This window comes from Streptococcus sp. GS001 (assembly GCF_021595565.1).
Taxonomy (GTDB): domain Bacteria; phylum Bacillota; class Bacilli; order Lactobacillales; family Streptococcaceae; genus Streptococcus; species Streptococcus xiaochunlingii.
Map to the genome: position 1 here is coordinate 51,194 of NZ_JACSYJ010000003.1, position 18,823 is coordinate 70,016.

Here is an 18,823-nt window from a genome sequence, read left to right on the forward strand (position 1 = left end):
GTTAATAACGTTTCAAGCAAGATTAAGCTTTGTTTTCGCTACCAAATACGTCGATACGTTCTTCAACTGAAGCTGTGATTGCTTCGAATCCTGGTTTTAAGAATTTACGTGGGTCGAAGAGTTTCTTCTTGTCGTATTCTGCTTCGTTTGCATCGTATTCACGTACGAATTGACGAGTTGCGTTAGCGAATGCGATTTGGCACTCAGTGTTAACGTTAACTTTCGCAACACCAAGTTTGATAGCTTCTTGGATTTGCTCATCAGGGATACCTGAACCACCGTGCAATACGATTGGGAATCCTGGAAGAGCTTCTGTCAATTTCTTCAAGTGATCAAGGTCAAGACCTTCCCAGTTTGCTGGGTATGGACCGTGGATGTTACCAATACCTGCTGCCAAGAAGTCGATTCCTGTAGCAACCATTGCTTTAGCATCTTCGATTGGTGCCAATTCACCTTTACCAACGATACCGTCTTCTTCACCACCGATTGTACCAACTTCAGCTTCAACTGAGATACCTTTAGCGTGAGCTTTTTCTACAACTTCTTTCGCCAATTTAAGGTTTTCTTCAACTGGAAGGTGTGATCCGTCGAACATGATTGAAGTGTAACCAACTTCGATACACTCAAGAGCATCTTCGTAGTGACCATGGTCAAGGTGGATTGCAACTGGTACAGTGATACCCATTGCTTCAACAAGGTTAGCGATCATGTTGCGAGCTACTTTGTAACCACCCATGTATTTAGCAGCACCCATAGAAGTTTGGATCAAAACTGGAGCTTTTTTAGCTTCTGCTGCACGCAAGATAGCTTGAGTCCACTCAAGGTTGTTTGTGTTAAATCCACCAACTGCGTAACCATTGTCACGAGCTGCTTGGACAAATTTTTCTGCTGAAACGATTGCCATTAGTAGTAGGCCTCCTCTAATTTTTTGTGGTTAAACCACTTACATTGTTTATTTTATCACTTTTTCATTGAAAATGCTAGCTTTTCCTGAAGCTTTAAAGCGTTTTCTTCTCTTTCAAGCAATCTTTCTACTAAATGAACAAGAAAAAAGACAGCCGAAGCTGTCTTGATCATCCGATGCGGAGAGAGGGACTTGAACCCTCACGACCTAAAGCGGTCACAGGATCCTTAGTCCTGCGCGTCTGCCAATTCCGCCATCCCCGCGATTGAGTACCTTACTAGTATATCAATCTTCTACTTTCTTGTCAAGATTTTTTTCAAACTTTTTTCAAAGTTTGCAGATTTCCACAGGTCAAGAAGAACGTCGGCAGCTTCACTTGTCTCTCCTGTTCAAATGAGGATTCATCCCTATTACAGAAGGGCTCCTTTAAGGGACTGGAATTGTCTCACTGGGGGTAACCAGATATTTTTCAAATTCTAAATCGGGCATGCAAGAGGACAAATCTTCTCTAATCCGCTCCAGTGCTTCCAAGCGCATCTCTACAGAGGTCGCTCTGTTTCCCTGGATGATAAAGAGGGCATTGCGGGTAGTCTCCTCCATCTTATAGCGCTCACCATCTCTCACATCTAGCCAGGCCATAATACCCTCTTGATCTCGGTAGACCGGATCGGTTTCACTAACATGCTTTTCTGTTGATAAGATGGGCAAAAAGGTATCCTCTCTTTGACTAATCGTAAACTCGATTGGTTCCTGGATTTTATCCAGATCATGCCCTCCAATGGCTAAAAAGGAACGGAGACATTCAACATTATAGATATCAATCACACTATTGATCGTCGGAAGAAAGCCACGACTTTGGATATTCTTAATCAAAGCAAGAATTGTCGGCGGGTTCTTCTTGACACTACGCCCCGCTTCCTTCAACAAGTCCATATAGCCTTGTACAACTGCCTCCTCTTTCACCGAGCTGAGATCACAATTTAAGGCCCAAGTTTCCATCTCCTTCTTTTTAGCTAGAAATGTTGCAGATAAGGGAGCTTGTGGGTCCACCTGTTTGGCCACTCCGATTACAACTGTCTCAATCCCCAAATCCACCAAACTTTGATCAAGTATCCAGTCCATAGGTCCTTCCTCCTTCTTCGCTACATCATTCTTACACCCTTATTATACTCCTTCTTGAAGCCTCCTTCAAGCAAACAAAAAACAAGGAACGAATTCCTTGTTTTTTGGATTATTCTTCTTCTTCGTAAGACTCTTCTTCGTCTTCTTCGTCACTTAACTCAACTTCTTCATCCAACTCATCTGGTGAGATTTCATTGATTTCAGCGTCATAGGCTTCCACTTCATCCTTCTCATCTTCTGGGTTTTCATCATCGTAAGTAAGCGCTGGATCTGCTTCATAGACATCTTCGTCTTCTGGATCATCCGCATTGTAATCGATCGCGTCTTCGTCTCCATCCATAAAGGCGTTGACACGTTTTTTCTTACGTTTCTTAGGCTCTTCGTCTTCATCAGTTTCTTCAAGAGCGATGATTTCTTCATCTACCTCATCGATCGCATACCATGAGCGAAGTCCCCATTTGTTGTCTCCTAGTGGGATAAAGCTTCCATCCACATTTAATTCTGTATAGAACAAGGGAAGAGCTTCACGAATTTCACTGTTTGATTTTTCGAGGTAGTTTTGAATTTCATTGACCAGGTCATTGAAATACATTTCATGATCACGGCCACGTGACTCCAAAATCGCACGGGCTACTTCAATCATTGAAAGTTCACTTTTTTCTTGTCCAGCAAATACTTCTAATTCCAAGGTAGATCTCCTTCATTTTTATCTCAAGGCAACACTCTTTTTCATTAAAAAAGAGGATACCCCTAGAATACATCATTTATCGTTACACTCTATTGTACGATAATTTTCCCCTTTCGTCAAAGGAAAATTCCGCGCCAAGAAGAAGAGAAAAGCCGGGACACATGGCCTCAGCTTTTCTTCTTATGACTTGTTTCCATCAAGATGGAAGATCGTCTTTTTTATTTTACTTTTGCAGTGCTTGTGATCACTTCAACAGCTTTCTTCACAGCGATATCGTGTTTCAACATTTCTGGCGAAAGCAAGCTACGAACTTGTTCAACTGGCATGTTGTAGTCTGCTGCCAATTGTTCGATTTCTGCAGTTACTTCTTCGTCAGTTGCTTCGAAGCCTTCTGCTTTAGCAACTGCTTCTACGACAAGGTTTGTCTTAGTACGTGCTGCTGCATCTGCTTCATATTGTTTGTGAAGATCTTCTTGAGTTGTACCAGTGATTTGGAAGTACATGTCTGGAGAGATTCCTTGACGTTGCATGTTTCCAAGGAATTCATTGACAGCACGGTGTACTTCTTCGTGGATCATTTCTTCTGGAAGGTCAACGATTTCTGCATTTTCTACTGCAAGGTCAATTGCTGCTGACTCAACTGCATCTTTGTATGCTTCTTCTTTCGCTTCCGCCAACTCTTTGCGGTATTTTTCTTTCAATTCAGCAAGAGTTTCAACTTCTTCGTCGATGTCTTTTGCCAATTCATCGTCAAGAGCTGGTACTTCTTTTGCTTTTACTTCGTGGATGGTTGTCACGAATTTTGCTTCTTTACCTGCAAGGTCAGTTGCTTGGTAGTTTTCTGGGAAAGTTACGATGACATCAACTGTTTCACCAGCTGAGTGTCCAACCAATTGGTCTTCGAAACCTGGGATGAATTGACCTGAACCAAGGCCAAGTGAGAAGTTATCTCCTTTTCCTCCGTCAAACTCAACACCGTCAACAGAACCTACAAAGTCGATCACAACAGTATCACCTTCAGCTGCTGGTCCTTCTTTGATTACCAATTCAGCCAAGTTGTTGCGTTCGCGTTCGATACGTGCATCTACATCTTCATCTGTTACTTCTTTAGAAACTTCTACAGATACTTCAAGGTCTTTGTAAGCACCCAATTTTACTTCTGGTTTTGTAACAACATTTGCTGTCAATGTCCAATCTTGACCTTTTTCCATTGATACAACGTCAAAAGTTGGTTGAGCAACCACTTCAAGACCTGCTTCTTTTACTGCTGCTTCATAAGCTGCTGGAAGAAGATCATTCAAAGCATCTTGATAAAGTGATTCTTCACCAAAACGTTGGTTGAAGATCGGACGTGGAAGGTGACCTTTACGGAATCCTGGTACGTTCAAGTTTTTCTTAACAGACTCAAACACGCGATCTAAAGCTGGTTTAATTTGGTCTTGACTGATAGTGAAAGTCAATACTCCGCGGTTTGTTTCTTTGTTTTCAAATGATACAGACATTCTGTCTCTCCTTAAAATAATATAGTCATTCCTAATAATTTTACCATAAAACTTCGAAAATGCAAGTTTTTGGGCATCTTGGTTTTATGGAAACTGCTTCTTTTTAGAGGAATTTTATAGTGGTTTATGAAGACCAAAAGATTAAAAATCTCTTTTCTATCTCAAAAATTGTCCCGGAATAAAAAAAACTAGTCCGTGCCTGAACTAGTTTCCTTCCTATTAGGACTTCCGAAGCGGATCTTCTTGGTAAGTAGCACGCGCCCCACCGATCAACTTTGGACGACTGGCTAGAGCCGTCACATGAGCGCCACCCAGTTCTTTCAAGACAGGGCGAACGGGTACTTGCACATGCTTGACATGCATCCCGATAGAAGTATCCCCAATGTCCAAACCAGCCTGAGCTGTGATATATTCCACTTCGACAGGGTCTTTCATATAACCGAAAGCAGCCAACTGTCCGGCCCCCCCCGCATGGAGGCTCGGTAGTACATTGACGATTTCTAAGTCTTTCTTCTCTGCTAGTTCACGTTCGACCACCAGAGCGCGGTTAAGATGCTCACATCCTTGGACAGCTAAGTAAATCCCTTTGGGAGTTAGGGTATCCAGGATGGTTTTCACAATGGCTTGCCCAATCTCCAGGCTTGAGTTCTTCCCGATACTTGCGCCAGCGACTTCACTGGTGGACAGTCCTAATACGAGGATTTGTCCCTGATGCAGATTGGCCTTGGATAATAGATCCAGCAAGATCTCCTGGGTTTCTCTTTTTAATTGCTCTAACTCCATCTTCTAATTTCCCTTCTTTGGTAAGAAATGATACAGAGCATATCCCAGAGCCATCCCAACGAAGTTTTGAACCAGATTATGAGGAACCTCTTCAATGGCCGCTACCCAGGTATTTCCTAAAAAGAGCGCTGAAGCTAGAGCATAACCACCTACCATGATAACCGTTCCTAGAAGCAGACCGATGTAACGGGCTTTTCCTTTAAAACCAGCAAAGTAGCCTTGAGCTCCGTGGAACAAGAGACTAAAGAACATCCATTGAGGATAGCCAGAGAGGAGGTCCAAGAGAAAGGCACCAAGACCACCGACCACTGCTCCTTCTTTGCGCCCCAGATAAAAGGCGGTAAAGTAGACGCCTAGATCCAGCAAGGTCACCATCCCGGTCGGAGTTGGCAACTTGGTATAATAGCCTAGCACAACTGTCAAGGCGGTTAAAATGGCTAAATGCGCGATTACTTGGGTACGTTTATTGGTCATATTGAACTACTCCATATTGATCTGATTTTTGAATGGCTTGGTAGACGAACGCTTTTGAAGCCTTAACAGCTTCTAAGGTTGCCTTCCCTTGGACTAACTGGCTTGCAATACTAGAGGCAAAGGTACAACCAGCTCCTGTATTATTCTTTTCTAAAATGTCTTCTTCGAAGACCGTAAAGTCTTGGCCGTCATAAAAGACATCGATGGCTTTTTCCTTGTTAAGGCGGTTGCCCCCTTTGACCACGACAGTCGCTGCTCCAAATTCATGGAGCTTGCGAGCTGCCTCCTTCATATCGTCGAGCGATTGAATCTTGCTTTGGGTCAAGATTTCAGCTTCTGGTAAGTTTGGCGTGATGATGGTCACATAAGGGAAGAACTTGATCAGTTCATCTCGAAGGGCTGATACTTCCACGTCATGAGTTTCCTTGCAGACCAAGACAGGGTCTAGTACCACAGGAATCTCCGCATGGGCTTTGACATAGTCCAAGGCTAAGTCTGCCACTTCAACATTTGGCAAGAGGCCGAGTTTAATAGCAGAAAAAGGAACATCCTTGAGAGAGTTGAGCTGTTGAGCAAAGGTCGTCGGATCCACCGGAATCACTTCAAAACCGTGCTCCGTCATAGCGGTCAAACAAGTCACTGCTACAAAGCCATGCTGTTTGTTGGTTGTATAGGTGGCCAGGTCAGCGTGAAGACCTCCCCCACTAAAAATATCATTTCCTGAAATAGCTAGAATCAATTCATTACTCATAACGGATCTCCTTTAAATATAAGCCATTTGGCGCTGCTGTAGGACCAGCTAGATTGCGGTCCTTTTTTTCTAAAATCAAGTCTATTCGATCCACCGGCATTCGTCCATTGCCAATCTTCAACAAAGTCCCCACCATATTGCGGATTTGCTTGTAGAGGAAGCCATTGCCCGAAAAGGTAAAGAGAAGACGATGATTTGCCACATCCTCAACCAAGCGAGCCTCTGTAATCGTACGAACCTTGTCTTCCACACTGGTTCCCGAAGCTGTAAAGCCGGTGAAATCATGGGTTCCCTCCAACTTTTGGATGGCTGCTTGCATCTTTTCCACATCCAAGGGATAGGGGTAGTGGGTGGCATAGTGGCGCATCATGGGGTTCTTGGGACGACCATAATCCACGATGAATTCATAGGTCTTGCTGTGCTTCTGGTAGCGTGAGTGAAAGTCATCTGTTACTTGCTCCACCCGGATAAAGTCAATGTCCTCTGGGGTCTGGGTATCGAGGGCGAAGCGGAGCTTCTCCTCATCCCGCGGCTGGGGGAGATCAAAATGGATGACCTGCCCGAGGGCATGGACACCTGCATCTGTCCGGCCTGCTCCATGGATGGTCACAGGATTTCCTTGATTGAGACGCATCAAGGTCTTCTCGATTTCTTCTTGCACACTACGGGCATGCGGTTGGCGTTGGAAACCAGCAAATAGAGTTCCATCGTAAGAAATAGTTGCTTTGTATCGTGTCATGTTTTTATTTTATCAAGTTCATCCGAGCTGAACAAGGCGGAAAAGAGAGAACTGTCCGGGTACAGTTTCTGAAACAAAAAAAGAACCAAGTCTTTCCTTTTCCATATCCGGAAAATAGAAAGACTTAGTTCAATCGGGGGGCTGATTAGTCTTCTTTCCGTCCTTTGAGACTCATCCCTGTCGCTCCTAAGATTGCTCCAAGCAAAGCCAATCCTAAAATAGACTCTTGTCCAGTCTCAGGAAGCTGATGACTAGACGGTGTTTGATCTTGCATCGGTGTTAGCTTAGCCTCTTCTACTGTTTTTTGTTCTGAAGCGACTGGAGCTGGTTGAGCGTTCACAAGTGGCTTCACTTCAGGGACTACTGGTCTTACTTGATGATGACCTCCTTGATCAACTTGAGGTAAGTCTGGTTGAGGACTTGGACCATCCTGTAAACCTGGAGTCGGAGTGATCACTTCTGCCTCCTTGGTTCCCACTTCCACAATCTCAGCAACAGCTTCTTTCGAAACTTCAGTTCCTAGCACTTGGCGGCTCTCATCAAGGGCAGAAACCGCAACAAATTCACGCTGCTGGCCTTTGACACCTGCTTGAACCACTTTTCGTTCACCCTTGGCTAGTTCTGGATTGGTCCGTTCAACAACTTCAAAATCCAGTTCTTTTTCGACGACTTCCAAGCTTGGTTTGTCTGCTACCAAGGCTCTGACATCATCTTCTGCTTGGCTTCCCACTTGGGTGATTGGTTTCAATTGACTGAGAGCTTGAGTTACCTGTTCAACCTGCTCTGCCACTTTTTCTTGGTGAGCACGACTGATCTTCCAATTTAGCTGGTCTAGCACCGTTGCAAGAGCTGAACGAGATTCCTCAGTGTAGATGGAAAGATCGGTTGGAACATTGGCAAGAGCCGCACGAAGGGCTGTATAGTCAGCTTTGAAGTAGTCCTTATTGTGGTTGGCAAATGCTTCCATGACCTGGAAGACTTCTTCTTCCTTGTATTCATTGGCTGGTTCATCTGCCCAGATTCCCAACATACTTCCGGACACTGGTAATTTCACATCAGGGTATTTGGTTGAAGCTAATTGTTCAAATGGAACAGTTTCTGAATGTTGGATAGCTTTATCGAGTGGATAGCTTTGATCTCCTCTGTGGCCCAAAACATAGTACCAGTCCCCGTTTGTATTGAGGAATTTGTAGCCCTTGTCTGCTAGGTACTGTGGTGATGCGAGGTTATAGCCCCACCATCCTTTAGACCAGTAAGAAATCAAGACGTCCTTGTCAAAGGTAACATCATCTTCGTCTCCATAGTAGAAGCCATCGTTAAAGGCCATTGGTTGCAAGCCTTTTTCACGAGCCATAGCAGCGAGACTATTAGAATAGTCCGCAAATTTACCATAGAGCTCATACCATTTGAGGTAGTACCAGCCTTGGGCATTGGTAGCATCATTGGCGTATTCGTCTGTTCCGTAGTTAAAGATCTTAGACTTGCCTTTGAAATAGTCCATGTACTTGCCAATGAGGGCCTTGGTGAAGTTGACCGCTTCTTCGTTGGTCAAATCCATGGTTGTCTTAGAAACCGTATCAAAGGTCGCTTGCGGATGTTCGATACCTAGTTTTTCCATCGCTACCAAGATAGCATCCATATGACCTGGACTATTGACTGCTGGGATCAAGCCAATTCCTTTAGAAGTCGCATAAGCCAACAATTCGTCCATCTCTGCTTGGGTCAAGGCTTGACCATTTGGATCGTCATAGTAGGCTTTGGTTCCTTCGAGAAGGGCCTGTTTCACGTCATCGCTGGCATAGGTCTTGCCATTAGCTTCCACCGTCATATCATCGAGGACGAAGCGCATGCCATCGTTTCCGACAAGGAGGTGCAAGTCAGAGTAGCCTAGCTCACTGGCCTTGTCCACGATTCGTTTCAGCTGATCCAATGAGAAGTATTTGCGTCCTGCGTCAATGGAAATCACCTTGCTCTTAGCTAGTTTTTCAGCAGCTTCCTTGTCTGCCAACTCTTTGGCATAGCTTTCTGTATAGACCAAGGACTCTTGAGCGGCTTTGAGAGAAGCAATCAGTTCCTTAGCTTCTGCTCGAGTCGTGTCTGTTCCTACTCCTTCTAGCGCCTTTTTTGCTGCTGTAAAGGCTACTAGGGATTCTGGTGTGTAGTGGTCCAAATCAGTTGGAGCTTCCGCCAGAGCTTTTTCAACGACTTCAGGATCTGCTACAAAGTAGTCCGCATTCTTATCCGCAAAAGCGTGCATGAGCTTGAAGAGTAGCTCTTTTTTGTAGGTTGCAGATGGCGTATCTGCCCAGGCAGCTACCATCCCACCAATGAAGGGAACCTTAGCCCCATCATTTTTTTGAACAACATCAATCGCTGACTTGGAAATCCCTTCAAGTCCTTGATCGAGATTGTACCAGCCAGATCCAGCCTTATCCCGGCCGAGGACATAATACCAAGCATCATTGGTATTAAAAATTTGATGGCCTAGTTCAGATAGGAATTTTGACGAAGCCACATCATAGCCGTTCCAACCACCAGTCCAATAGGATACAATGATATCCTTATCAAAGGTTCCGTAGGAGGTATCGCCATTGTAGTAGATACCGTCGTTGAAGGCCATTGGTTTCATCTTGTGTTTTTTCACAATAGCCGCTAGATCATTGGCATATTGGATGAATTTTTCGTAGCCTTTATCTGGATAACCTTCATCTGGCCAATGCTTGCTAGCTTGAAGGACCTGCCAACCATGGGCATCTGTTGCATCATTGGCATATTCGTCCAAGCCGATGTTAAAGATTTCTGTCTTGCCACTGAAATAAGCCGCATACTTGTCCACCAAGGCTTTGGTGAAATCTAGAGCTTTTTGGTTGTCTAAATCGACAGTCCGTTCTGACTTTTTCGTACCAAAGTAATTAAAGTGAGGGTTTTCGATTCCCAATTGCTCCATAGCTGTCAAAATCGCATCCATGTGCCCTGGGCTATTAATCGTTGGAATGACCCCTATTTTCTTGGATTTGGCATAAGCCAAAATCTCATCCATTTGAGCCTGAGTCAAGGCTGTTCCATTTGGATCATCATAGTAGGCTTTGGTTCCTTTTTCTACAGCCTCTTTGACCGCTTGACTTGAGTAGGACGCATCTCCCACTTGCAAGGACATGTCATCAAGGACAAAGCGTAAGCCGTCATTTCCCACTAAGAGATGCAAATCGGTATAACCCGTCTTGCTAGCTTCATCAATGATTTCCTTGATTTGATCCGGTGAGAAGTACTTGCGACCGGCATCAATAGAGATGACCTTTTTCTTGGCCAATTTTTCTTCTTGCTCTGGATCTTTAGCGGGTGTTTCCGTCGCTGCTGTCACCGGTTGAGCTGTCCCATTAGCTTCTGTAACAGAGATCGCTTCTTCGCGAATCAAGCGATCAAGATCGGATGCGCGCAATTCTCGATCAGGTAGGGTCGGTTGACTTTGCTCGACGATTGGAGCCGGAACAATTGGTTTTTCTACTGCCGGCTGAGCAGTTTCCTCGGTAGCAGACTGAGGCAAGTCTCCTTCACTTGGCTGTGTCGGAGGAGTCGTTGCAGGGCTTTCTGTAACACTCGGCGTATCTGCTGCTACGACTTGACCGCTGGCAAAAAAGCCAACCAGTACCGAAGCAACTCCTACAGCATACTTGCGAATAGCATAACGTGGTTGATGTGATTTCATCAGGACCTCCTAAAATTTGTTGTGTGTAAACGCTTACTTCCAGTCTATCTAGAAAGCAGGCCCTCGTCAAGGCTTCTTTGAAATGTTCTTTAATTAAGAGAAGAAGCTATAAAATTTTATCCCTATATTTCATTAAAACTAGCGGACACAAAAAAGAGCTTAGTCGTTAAAACCAAACTCTTTATTTTTATTCTTGAAAAACAAAGGCTCTAAGTAGCTCATTTCCGTCTCTCGGCGCAGTGGTTGATGGCTCAAAACACTGTTTTGAGGTGGTGGATAGGGATTGCGGAGCAAGGCCCTTCCTAATCAACTGTGTGGGGCCAGGACTACGAAATCGAGACTGCGTCTACCGATTTCTGTCTCTCGGCACAGTGGTTGATGGCCCAAAACACTGTTTTGAGGCGGCGAATAGGGATTGCGGAGCAAGGCCCCTTCCTAATCAACTGGGCGGGGGTACTAAAAAGGTCCTGTGGACCTTTTTTGCCCGAGCTTTGAATCCAAAAAGCGAGGAAGAAATCGAGACTGCGTCTACCGATTTCTGTCTCTCGGCGCAGTGGTTGATGGCTCAAAACACTGTTTTGAGGTGGCGGATAGGGATTGCGGAGCAAGGCCCTTCCTAATCAACTGGGCGGGGGTAGGACTACGAAATCGAGACTGCGTCTACCGATTTCTGTCTCTCGGCGCAGTGGTCGATTGGAACTACTCCTACCTACGGTACTCGTACTTCCTAATCAACTGTGCGGGGGCAAAACTACGAAATCAAACTCTTCGAGTTACTGATTTCTGTTTTGCTCCCTATATTGCCCAATCTCCGTTGCGGAAGACTGGGACGCGGGTGCCGTCTTCTCGGATGCCGTCGATATCCATTTGGCTTGAACCGATCATGAAGTCGACGTGAACGTCTGAGCGGTTAAGGCCAGCTGCTTCGAGTTCTTCTTCTGTGAACTCTGCGCCACCTTCTACACTGGTTGCATAGGCTGCTCCGATGGCCAAGTGGTTAGAAGCATTTTCATCAAAGAGAGTGTTGAAGAAGGTGATGCCTGATTGGGAAATTGGGCTTGGGTCTGGTACGAGGGCACATTCACCTAAGGCACGCGCTCCCTTGTTTTTGAAGACCAAATCTTTCATGACTTGATCGCCTTTTTCAGCTGTGATATCCACAATTTCTCCATTTTCAAAGGTCGCTTTGATGCCTTCGATGATGTTCCCATTGTAGCTAAGCGGTTTTGTAGACGTTACATATCCTTCTGCACGACGGAAGTCAGGAGCTGTGAAGACCTCTTCTGTCGGCATATTTGGCAAGAAGCCTTCGCCCTGGGCATTGATAGCCCCCGCAGATTCCCAGACGTGGTTCTTCGGCAAGCCAAGGGTCAAGTCAGTTCCTGGTGCTGTGTAATGAAGGGCTGAGAATTGTTCCTTATTAAGTGTATCTGCCTTGCTCTTGAGAATAGCTGCATGCTCTTCCCAAGCCTTGACTGGATCTTCTTCGTATACCCGGCAGGTCTTGAAGATTTGATCCCACAGGAGATCCACTGCTTCTTCATCGCTCACCGCATTTGGGAAGACTTTTTTCGCCCATTCTAAACCTGCTGCTGCAGCAACTGTCCAGCTGACCTTGTTAGATTGAGTGGCGATGCGCATTGGTTTCATGGCCATGCCCAAAGCTTTAGCAGAAGCAGAAAGCTTCTCTGCATCGACACCATTTAAGGCACCTGGATCAGATGAACGCACACCCAAGCGACTTGCCTTGTGTTCCAAGAGGTAGTTCATCTCTGCAATCTTGTAATCAGGTACATTGTCCAAGCGATCCATCGGTGCATGGAGGAATTTCTCCCGGGTAGTAAAATCATCTGCCCATTGGACAATCACTTCATGTGCTCCCAAAGCATAGGCTTCCTTCACAATCAAGTGGGCCAATTCTCTTTGTTCCACATCAATGTTCAAAGCCAAGGTATGGCCAGGTTGCACATTAATACCGTTCGCCACCAACAATTTAGCGTATTTTTCGAGATTTTCTTTAAAATTTGGTAAAACCATTTATGTTTCTCTTTTCTATTTTTATTTTTCTTTCAAAGCAGAAAATAATCCTGCCAAAGCAATTGCACCTGACAAGAGTGCTGTCGATAGAAGAATTGTCTGATCAGCAAGCTCTAACTGATATTCAAAAACCTTTTGAGCTGGCTTGTTTTCCGCAAAAATTCTAAGTTTCATCAAATGTCCTTTCTTATTCTTCGTACTCTCCTAGATAGAGACGTTGAGCCTCTGGGCTGTTAGTAAGGATATCTACATAAATTTCATAGTCATCAAGTAGGGGCTTTCCCAAAGAAATATCTAGCTCTGGATTTACATTTTTCCCATAGAGAAAGCAGAGATAAAGACGTTCATTGAGCGTCGGAAAGACTTCTAGAGACATGAGCTCAGCCTGACTGACCCGCTCCCAATCTTGCTCTTGGATATCTGGTAGGATATAGGCTTGGAAGAGTCCCATCAGAGGATTACCCTCTGGTTGGCCACTTTCCTTATCCGCCTCAACCAAAGAAAGCCGATGACCAAAACCAGCTACTTGACGCTCCTGTCCCTTCACCGAAACCGTAATCGAATGCCCTCCCATATGGCTATAAATCCATTCTTTAGGCAGCCGATAATCTAAGAGAGGCTCAAGATCTTTGACAATCGTTACAGGACTAGAGCATAGAAACTGACGAGTGACTGCTTTACAAAAGAGAATATTTTCCTCTTTCAAGGTCACTCCCTTCCAGCTATTTTCCTCCTTAAAATGGTTAAAAAATACCAGATAGGGCTCTCGCACCATTTGTGCTAAGACATAAACACCATTTCGTAGGCGAATGGAAATGACTTTCCCTGACTTCCAGGGCGTTGCTCTTTTTTTCTTTTCTATCATTAACCAACCTCAAACCGAGCGAGGATCGTTGAATCCATCAGAACAAATCGCTATGACTTCCTGTCCTTAGCAAGTTTAAAATCAATTCGTCCTTATCTACTTTGTAAACCAAAAGCCAATCCGGCTGGATATGACACTCCCGAACACCTTGGAAATGCTTGGAGTTGGTCAGTTGATGGTCACGATATCTAACAGGAAGTTCTTTTTCTTGAATCAGAAAATCCAAGACTTCTTCTAATAAGTCTGCCTTCAAACCACGCTTCATTGCCAACTTAAAATCTTTTTTAAACTGTTTATGATAGCGAATCTTAAGCACGCAAATCCTCCATCAAATCTGAGATAGATTCAAAAGATTGGCTCATATTCCGATTTTGCTCTACATCCGTTACCACTTGAAGCAATTTCCTGTTTTCATCTATCTTAACATCAAAAGGTAGACCCTGATATTGAATAGCCTGACGGAGGAAAATGTTGATGGCTGTAGTCATATCCATCCCTAAATGGTTAAAAACCTGTTGAGCCTGTTCCTTAACCTCACTATCCAAACGAATACTCATACTCGTCTTAGACATATTCTCACCTTCTTTCTATTGATTATTGTAACAAAAAAGAAGGCTACTGTAAATCTATTAGATATACAATAGCCTACTATTAGTTTTGCTGTTTAGTTTTAATCAAGATGAAACTTCATCAACTTTTTATAAATGTTTTGTCTCCATCAAAACAAATCATCAAAGAGACTGAGCTGGTTGTCTTCTGGCATATTGCCAAGGATTCCCATCTCGTCCATCTTTTCTACCAAGGTTGAGGAGACGCCACCACGTTTGCGTAACTCTGTTTTAGAGAGGAATTCTCCTTCTTTGCGAGCTCGCACAATCTGCTTGGCTACGTTCTCTCCCAATCCATCCATGGCGACAAATGGCGGGATAAGGGTGTCTCCATCGATAATGAATTCCGTCGCATCACTGCGATAGAGGTCTAGCTTCCCAAACTTGAAGCCACGCTCCCACATCTCATTGACAATTTCAAGGGTGGTGTAGAGGTCAATCTCCACATTGGAAGCTTCGTTGTTCTTACGTTTTTCAGCGATCTCCTTCATCCGCGCTTTCACGGCTTCTAGGCCTGCGCCCATGGTCTTGATATCAAAGGCCTTGGCCCGAATCGAGAAGTAAGCACAGTAATAGTAGAGAGGATGGTGCACTTTGAAGTAAGCCACCCGTAAGGCCATCATAACGTAGGCAGCCGCATGGGCTTTTGGGAACATATACTTGATTTTTCCACAAGACTCGATGTACCATTCAGGGACATTGTTAGCCTTCATGGCCTCGATATAGCCATTGCGCTCCTCTTCAGGAATCTTGAGCCACATGCCTTTCCGCACCCGCTCCATGATGGTAAATGCCATTTTTGGATCTAGGCCAGCATGCATGAGGTAAACCATGATGTCGTCCCGACATCCGATAACAGTTGATAGGTCGGCAATTCCCGCCTTGATCAAGTCTTGGGCATTTCCCAACCATACATCGGTACCGTGAGACAAACCAGAAAGCTGAAGTAACTCGGCAAAGGTGGTCGGATGGGTTTCATCCACCATGCCTCGAACAAAGTTGGTCCCAAACTCTGGGATCCCCAGCATACCGGTTGAGGTACCGATTTGCTCCGGTGTGACTCCTAGGATATCGGTCCCTGAGAAGAGGGCCATAACCCCTGGATCATCCATAGGAATATCATTTGGATCAATGCCTGACAAGTCCTGGAGCTTGCGAATCATGGTCGGATCATCGTGTCCCAGGACATCGAGCTTGAGGACGTTCTCATCGATATCGTGGAAGTTAAAGTGGGTGGTCTGCCATTCGGCGCTCACGTCATCTGCTGGGTACTGGACCGGAGTGAAGTCGTAGACGTCCATATAGTTTGGAATAACAACGATTCCCCCTGGGTGCTGACCGGTTGTCCGTTTGACCCCAGCAGCTCCTTGGGCCAGACGTTCCACCTCTGCATCTCGGTAGTACTTGCCATAATCCCGCTCATAGCCCTTGACAAATCCATAGGCCGTCTTAGCAGCCACAGTACCAACCGTTCCTGCCCGGAAGGCGTATTCTTCCCCAAAGATATCCCGGACATCCAAGTGGGCGCTCGGCTGGTCCTCCCCTGAGAAGTTCAAATCGATATCGGGTACCTTATCCCCATCAAAACCAAGGAAGGTCTCAAAGGGAATGTCTTGGCCGTTCTTGCTGAGCTTGTGGCCACAGTTTGGGCAGTCTTTATTAGGCATATCAAATCCTGAACCATAGGAACCATCCGTGATAAACTCACTGTACTGGCACTGACCACAGACATAGTGAGGAGAAAGCGGATTAACCTCGGTAATCCCGATCATGGTCGCCACGAAACTGGATCCGACAGACCCCCGTGAACCCACCAGGTAGCCCCGTTCATTGGAACGATGCACCAAGAGTTGGGAAGCCAGATAGATCACGGCGAAGCCATTCCCCAGGATAGAGGTCAACTCTTTTTCAATCCGTAGATCGACAATATCAGGTAGCGGATTGCCATAGATTTCAAAGGCCTTCTGATAGGTCAATTCGGCAACTGTCTCTTCGGCCTTGTCGATAAATGGCGTATAGAGGTCCCCCTTGACCACTTCAACAGGTTCAAAGATTTCTGCCAGTGCGTTAGTATTTTCAATGACCAATTTTCGTGCCAAATCTTCCCCTAGAAAGGCAAATTCATCCAGCATTTCATTGGTTGTACGGAAATGAGCTTTTGGTAGGGGTGCTGGTTGAGCATTTTCTCCATGACCGATCGTCCGGTTGATCATAGCCCCTTGCCCAAGACTGCGGACAATAATTTCCCTATAAATCTCTTCCTCAGGCTCAAGATAGTGGACGTTTCCTGTTGCCAGGACCGGTTTGCCAAGGCGATCTCCCACCTCAATCAAGCTCTTGATGATGGTCTGGAGCTCCTCCATGTCTTTTACCTGCTCTTTGGCAATGAGAGGCACATAGATGGCTGGAGGCATCACCTCAATAAAGTCATAATACTTGGCTACTTCGACTGCTGCGTCAACTCCTTGAGAGACAACCGCGTCGAAGACCTCTCCTTCAGAACAAGCCGATCCCAGGATCAAGCCTTCCCGATGGGCATCTAAAACCGTCCGCGGAATCCGAGGAACACCCTCAAAATATTGAGTATTTGAAAGAGAGACCAATTTGAACATGTTTTTCAAACCGGTCTGGTTCTTGACATAGATGGTCGCGTGTTTGACCCGTGCCTTTTTATAGGAATCTGGACTAATTAGATCCACATTCAACTTGGCTAGATTGGTCACGCCATGTTTTTCTGCGACATCCTTGATAAAGATAAAGAGCAAGCGACCCGTCGCTTCCGCGTCATAGTTGGCCATGTGGTGGTGCTCCAAGGCAACGCCGAAGCGCTTGGTCAAGGGACCCAAACCATGACGCTTGTACTCTGGATAAAGGTTACGCGCGAACTCTAACGTATCAATCACTGGATGAGTGATTTTTGGAAGGCCATGACGCTCATAGTTGGCATTCATGAAGCCCACGTCAAAGGTGGCATTATGGGCAACCAAAACCGCATCCTGACAGAATTCCTGGAACTCCTCTAGGACTTGTTTCAAAGGTTTGGCATTGCGAACATGGTCATCGGTAATGCCTGTCAGGTCCGTTGTAAAGGCAGAGATAGGATGCCCTGGATTGATGAACTCATCGAATTCAGCAATGATATTGCCCTTGTGCATTTTAGAAGCGGCAACCTGAATCAGATCATTGTAAATCGCTGAGAGTCCCGTCGTTTCCACGTCAAAAACCACATAGGTTGCTTCATGAAGGTCTAGATCAACTTCATTGTAGGTAATCGGTACACGGTCTTCAACGATATTGGCTTCCATCCCATAGATGAGTTGGATACCAGCTTTCTTGGCAGCCTTATAGCCATGAGGGAAGGACTGAACATTTCCATGGTCTGTGATAGCCACTGCTTTGTGACCCCATTTGGCTGCTTTTGCGACTAGCTCCTCTACCTCAGGTAGGGCATCCATAGTCGACATATTGGTATGGGCATGGAACTCGACCCGACGCTCGCCTTCTGGCATCAGATCCTTACGCTCATAGTGGACCACTTCTTGGACATCCTGGACATTCATGGTCAAATCACGTGTGAAGTTATTGACCTCGATATTCCCACGGACCCGCAACCAAGAGTTTTTCTTGATCATGTCAAACTTCTGAGCTTCTTCTTCATTTTTAGCCCATTTTTGGAGCGAAAAACTGGAGGTATAGTCGGTCATCTTGAAATTGATCAAGACCCGACCTGTCCGAGTCACCTTGTGCTCAACATCAAAGACCACTCCTTCAAAGACAATGCGGTTCTCTTCTGTCGTGATATCAATCATAGGAGTGACTTCTGCCTTATCCAGCTTGGGCTTGGCCACAGCCTTTTTGGCCTTGAAATCAAAGGCTGGTTTTTCCTCTGCTGGTGGTGGAGCCATTTGAGACAAGGACTCCATAGCCCGCAAGGTTTCTTCATTAGCTGCTTGGAAGATTTGATCCTTTTCAGCCTCGAAGGCCTGCTGGAGTTCTTCTGTCATCTGGTCATCCGCCTCGACCCGACACTGGAAATGAGGAAAACCAAACTTGGTCAATTGACTCGCAAGATTAGGCAGATGGTTTTTCCGGTGGTGCTCCGTATCCACAGATGAAGGGCCACTAATGATCAACTCTTCTCCTTGAGAGCGGACTTGTAGGTGTTGATACATGCTCTTAAAGCCCTGACTCGCACAGGGACCACTTTCAAAAGCCTCCTGATAATAGGCTTGCAAGAGCTCCTCACTAAAAGTTGGATTCTTTACCTGAATCTCAAACACCGCTCGATTTCCTGTCTTTGAAAACTCCTCAGCCAAGCGGTTTTTGAGCTCCTGAAAAATCGTGATGGGAAGAATTTCGGCAAAAACAAAACGAAATTCCCAAACACGACTGAGCTTATGGACGATGACCTCTTGGATTTCAGCCCCTTTAAAAGCGTCTGATTCACGCATTTCCAAAGGCATTCCCAACTGATTCATTAAGATTTCAAAGCTAGTTGACATGATTTCTCCCTGACGAATTACTAGCCTTTATTTTATCATAATTCGCCTAACTTTTCGACTATAAGAAGATCCTTTCAGCTAGCTGGATCAGCTTACAAAAAAGAAGGCTAGGATGTTGAGAATCCTAGCCTTCTACCGTTGC

The 18,823-nt window shown here is 45.3% G+C and carries 15 protein-coding genes and 1 tRNA gene; all 16 read right to left on the bottom strand.

The window, feature by feature from the left end:
* Positions 1 to 22 precede the first annotated feature (22 nt).
* Positions 23 to 904, bottom strand: a complete 882-nt coding sequence (locus tag H8S88_RS07050; protein WP_006595009.1) for a class II fructose-bisphosphate aldolase — start codon at positions 902 to 904, stop codon at positions 23 to 25.
* 177 nt (positions 905 to 1,081) lie between these two features.
* Positions 1,082 to 1,167, bottom strand: a tRNA-Leu gene (locus H8S88_RS07055).
* A gap of 163 nt (positions 1,168 to 1,330) precedes the next feature.
* Positions 1,331 to 2,026, bottom strand: a complete 696-nt coding sequence (locus H8S88_RS07060) for a B3/B4 domain-containing protein (protein WP_125335786.1) — start codon at positions 2,024 to 2,026, stop codon at positions 1,331 to 1,333.
* A gap of 109 nt (positions 2,027 to 2,135) precedes the next feature.
* Positions 2,136 to 2,714, bottom strand: coding sequence for a DNA-directed RNA polymerase subunit delta (gene rpoE, locus H8S88_RS07065; protein WP_048691524.1), 579 nt, complete (start codon positions 2,712 to 2,714; stop codon positions 2,136 to 2,138).
* 218 nt (positions 2,715 to 2,932) lie between these two features.
* Positions 2,933 to 4,216 carry a trigger factor gene (gene tig, locus H8S88_RS07070; protein ID WP_048717652.1) on the bottom strand — a complete coding sequence of 428 codons (1,284 nt, stop codon included), beginning with the start codon at positions 4,214 to 4,216 and terminating at the stop codon, positions 2,933 to 2,935.
* Between the two features lie 219 nt (positions 4,217 to 4,435).
* Complete coding sequence (locus H8S88_RS07075) at positions 4,436 to 4,999, bottom strand: TIGR01440 family protein (protein ID WP_006595013.1); 564 nt, start codon at positions 4,997 to 4,999, stop codon at positions 4,436 to 4,438.
* 3 nt (positions 5,000 to 5,002) lie between these two features.
* On the bottom strand, positions 5,003 to 5,473 hold the full coding sequence (locus tag H8S88_RS07080; protein ID WP_048789871.1) for an ECF transporter S component: 471 nt from the start codon (positions 5,471 to 5,473) through the stop codon (positions 5,003 to 5,005).
* Positions 5,463 to 6,224: a bifunctional hydroxymethylpyrimidine kinase/phosphomethylpyrimidine kinase gene (locus H8S88_RS07085; protein ID WP_125335782.1), complete on the bottom strand. Its 762-nt coding sequence runs from the start codon at positions 6,222 to 6,224 to the stop codon at positions 5,463 to 5,465. The genes H8S88_RS07080 and H8S88_RS07085 overlap by 11 nt, the downstream gene beginning before the upstream one ends.
* Entirely contained in the window at positions 6,217 to 6,963 is a 747-nt protein-coding gene (truA, locus tag H8S88_RS07090) for a tRNA pseudouridine(38-40) synthase TruA (RefSeq protein WP_048691534.1), read from the bottom strand. Before truA ends, H8S88_RS07085 begins: the two co-directional genes overlap by 8 nt.
* A 145-nt stretch (positions 6,964 to 7,108) precedes the next feature.
* Positions 7,109 to 10,669 carry a family 20 glycosylhydrolase gene (locus tag H8S88_RS07095; protein WP_125335779.1) on the bottom strand — a complete coding sequence of 1,187 codons (3,561 nt, stop codon included), beginning with the start codon at positions 10,667 to 10,669 and terminating at the stop codon, positions 7,109 to 7,111.
* Positions 10,670 to 11,464: 795 nt separating this feature from the next.
* Positions 11,465 to 12,706, bottom strand: coding sequence for an aminopeptidase (locus H8S88_RS07100; protein ID WP_125335777.1), 1,242 nt, complete (start codon positions 12,704 to 12,706; stop codon positions 11,465 to 11,467).
* A 21-nt stretch (positions 12,707 to 12,727) separates the two neighbouring features.
* Entirely contained in the window at positions 12,728 to 12,880 is a 153-nt protein-coding gene (locus H8S88_RS07105) for a hypothetical protein (protein WP_048717639.1), read from the bottom strand.
* Positions 12,881 to 12,893: 13 nt separating this feature from the next.
* Positions 12,894 to 13,571, bottom strand: a complete 678-nt coding sequence (locus H8S88_RS07110) for a hypothetical protein (RefSeq protein ID WP_125335775.1) — start codon at positions 13,569 to 13,571, stop codon at positions 12,894 to 12,896.
* A 37-nt stretch (positions 13,572 to 13,608) separates the two neighbouring features.
* Complete coding sequence (locus tag H8S88_RS07115; protein WP_045504411.1) at positions 13,609 to 13,887, bottom strand: type II toxin-antitoxin system YafQ family toxin; 279 nt, start codon at positions 13,885 to 13,887, stop codon at positions 13,609 to 13,611.
* Positions 13,880 to 14,143: a type II toxin-antitoxin system RelB/DinJ family antitoxin gene (locus tag H8S88_RS07120; protein ID WP_125335773.1), complete on the bottom strand. Its 264-nt coding sequence runs from the start codon at positions 14,141 to 14,143 to the stop codon at positions 13,880 to 13,882. Before H8S88_RS07120 ends, H8S88_RS07115 begins: the two co-directional genes overlap by 8 nt.
* A 146-nt stretch (positions 14,144 to 14,289) precedes the next feature.
* Positions 14,290 to 18,681, bottom strand: coding sequence for a PolC-type DNA polymerase III (locus H8S88_RS07125; RefSeq protein ID WP_125335771.1), 4,392 nt, complete (start codon positions 18,679 to 18,681; stop codon positions 14,290 to 14,292).
* Between the last annotated feature and the right edge of the window lie 142 nt (positions 18,682 to 18,823).

Bases quoted from the DNA above. Each gene is read 5' to 3' on its own strand.
- H8S88_RS07120 (WP_125335773.1), bottom strand. From the start codon at position 14,143: ATGTCTAAGACGAGTATGAGTATTCGTTTGGATAGTGAGGTTAAGGAA.
- H8S88_RS07075 (WP_006595013.1), bottom strand. From the start codon at position 4,999: ATGGAGTTAGAGCAATTAAAAAGAGAAACCCAGGAGATCTTGCTGGAT.
- H8S88_RS07125 (WP_125335771.1), bottom strand. From the start codon at position 18,681: ATGTCAACTAGCTTTGAAATCTTAATGAATCAGTTGGGAATGCCTTTG.
- truA (WP_048691534.1), bottom strand. From the start codon at position 6,963: ATGACACGATACAAAGCAACTATTTCTTACGATGGAACTCTATTTGCT.
- H8S88_RS07095 (WP_125335779.1), bottom strand. From the start codon at position 10,669: ATGAAATCACATCAACCACGTTATGCTATTCGCAAGTATGCTGTAGGA.
- H8S88_RS07050 (WP_006595009.1), bottom strand. From the start codon at position 904: ATGGCAATCGTTTCAGCAGAAAAATTTGTCCAAGCAGCTCGTGACAAT.
- H8S88_RS07110 (WP_125335775.1), bottom strand. From the start codon at position 13,571: ATGATAGAAAAGAAAAAAAGAGCAACGCCCTGGAAGTCAGGGAAAGTC.
- H8S88_RS07100 (WP_125335777.1), bottom strand. From the start codon at position 12,706: ATGGTTTTACCAAATTTTAAAGAAAATCTCGAAAAATACGCTAAATTG.
- H8S88_RS07105 (WP_048717639.1), bottom strand. From the start codon at position 12,880: ATGAAACTTAGAATTTTTGCGGAAAACAAGCCAGCTCAAAAGGTTTTT.
- H8S88_RS07060 (WP_125335786.1), bottom strand. From the start codon at position 2,026: ATGGACTGGATACTTGATCAAAGTTTGGTGGATTTGGGGATTGAGACA.
- H8S88_RS07080 (WP_048789871.1), bottom strand. From the start codon at position 5,473: ATGACCAATAAACGTACCCAAGTAATCGCGCATTTAGCCATTTTAACC.
- tig (WP_048717652.1), bottom strand. From the start codon at position 4,216: ATGTCTGTATCATTTGAAAACAAAGAAACAAACCGCGGAGTATTGACT.
- H8S88_RS07085 (WP_125335782.1), bottom strand. From the start codon at position 6,224: ATGAGTAATGAATTGATTCTAGCTATTTCAGGAAATGATATTTTTAGT.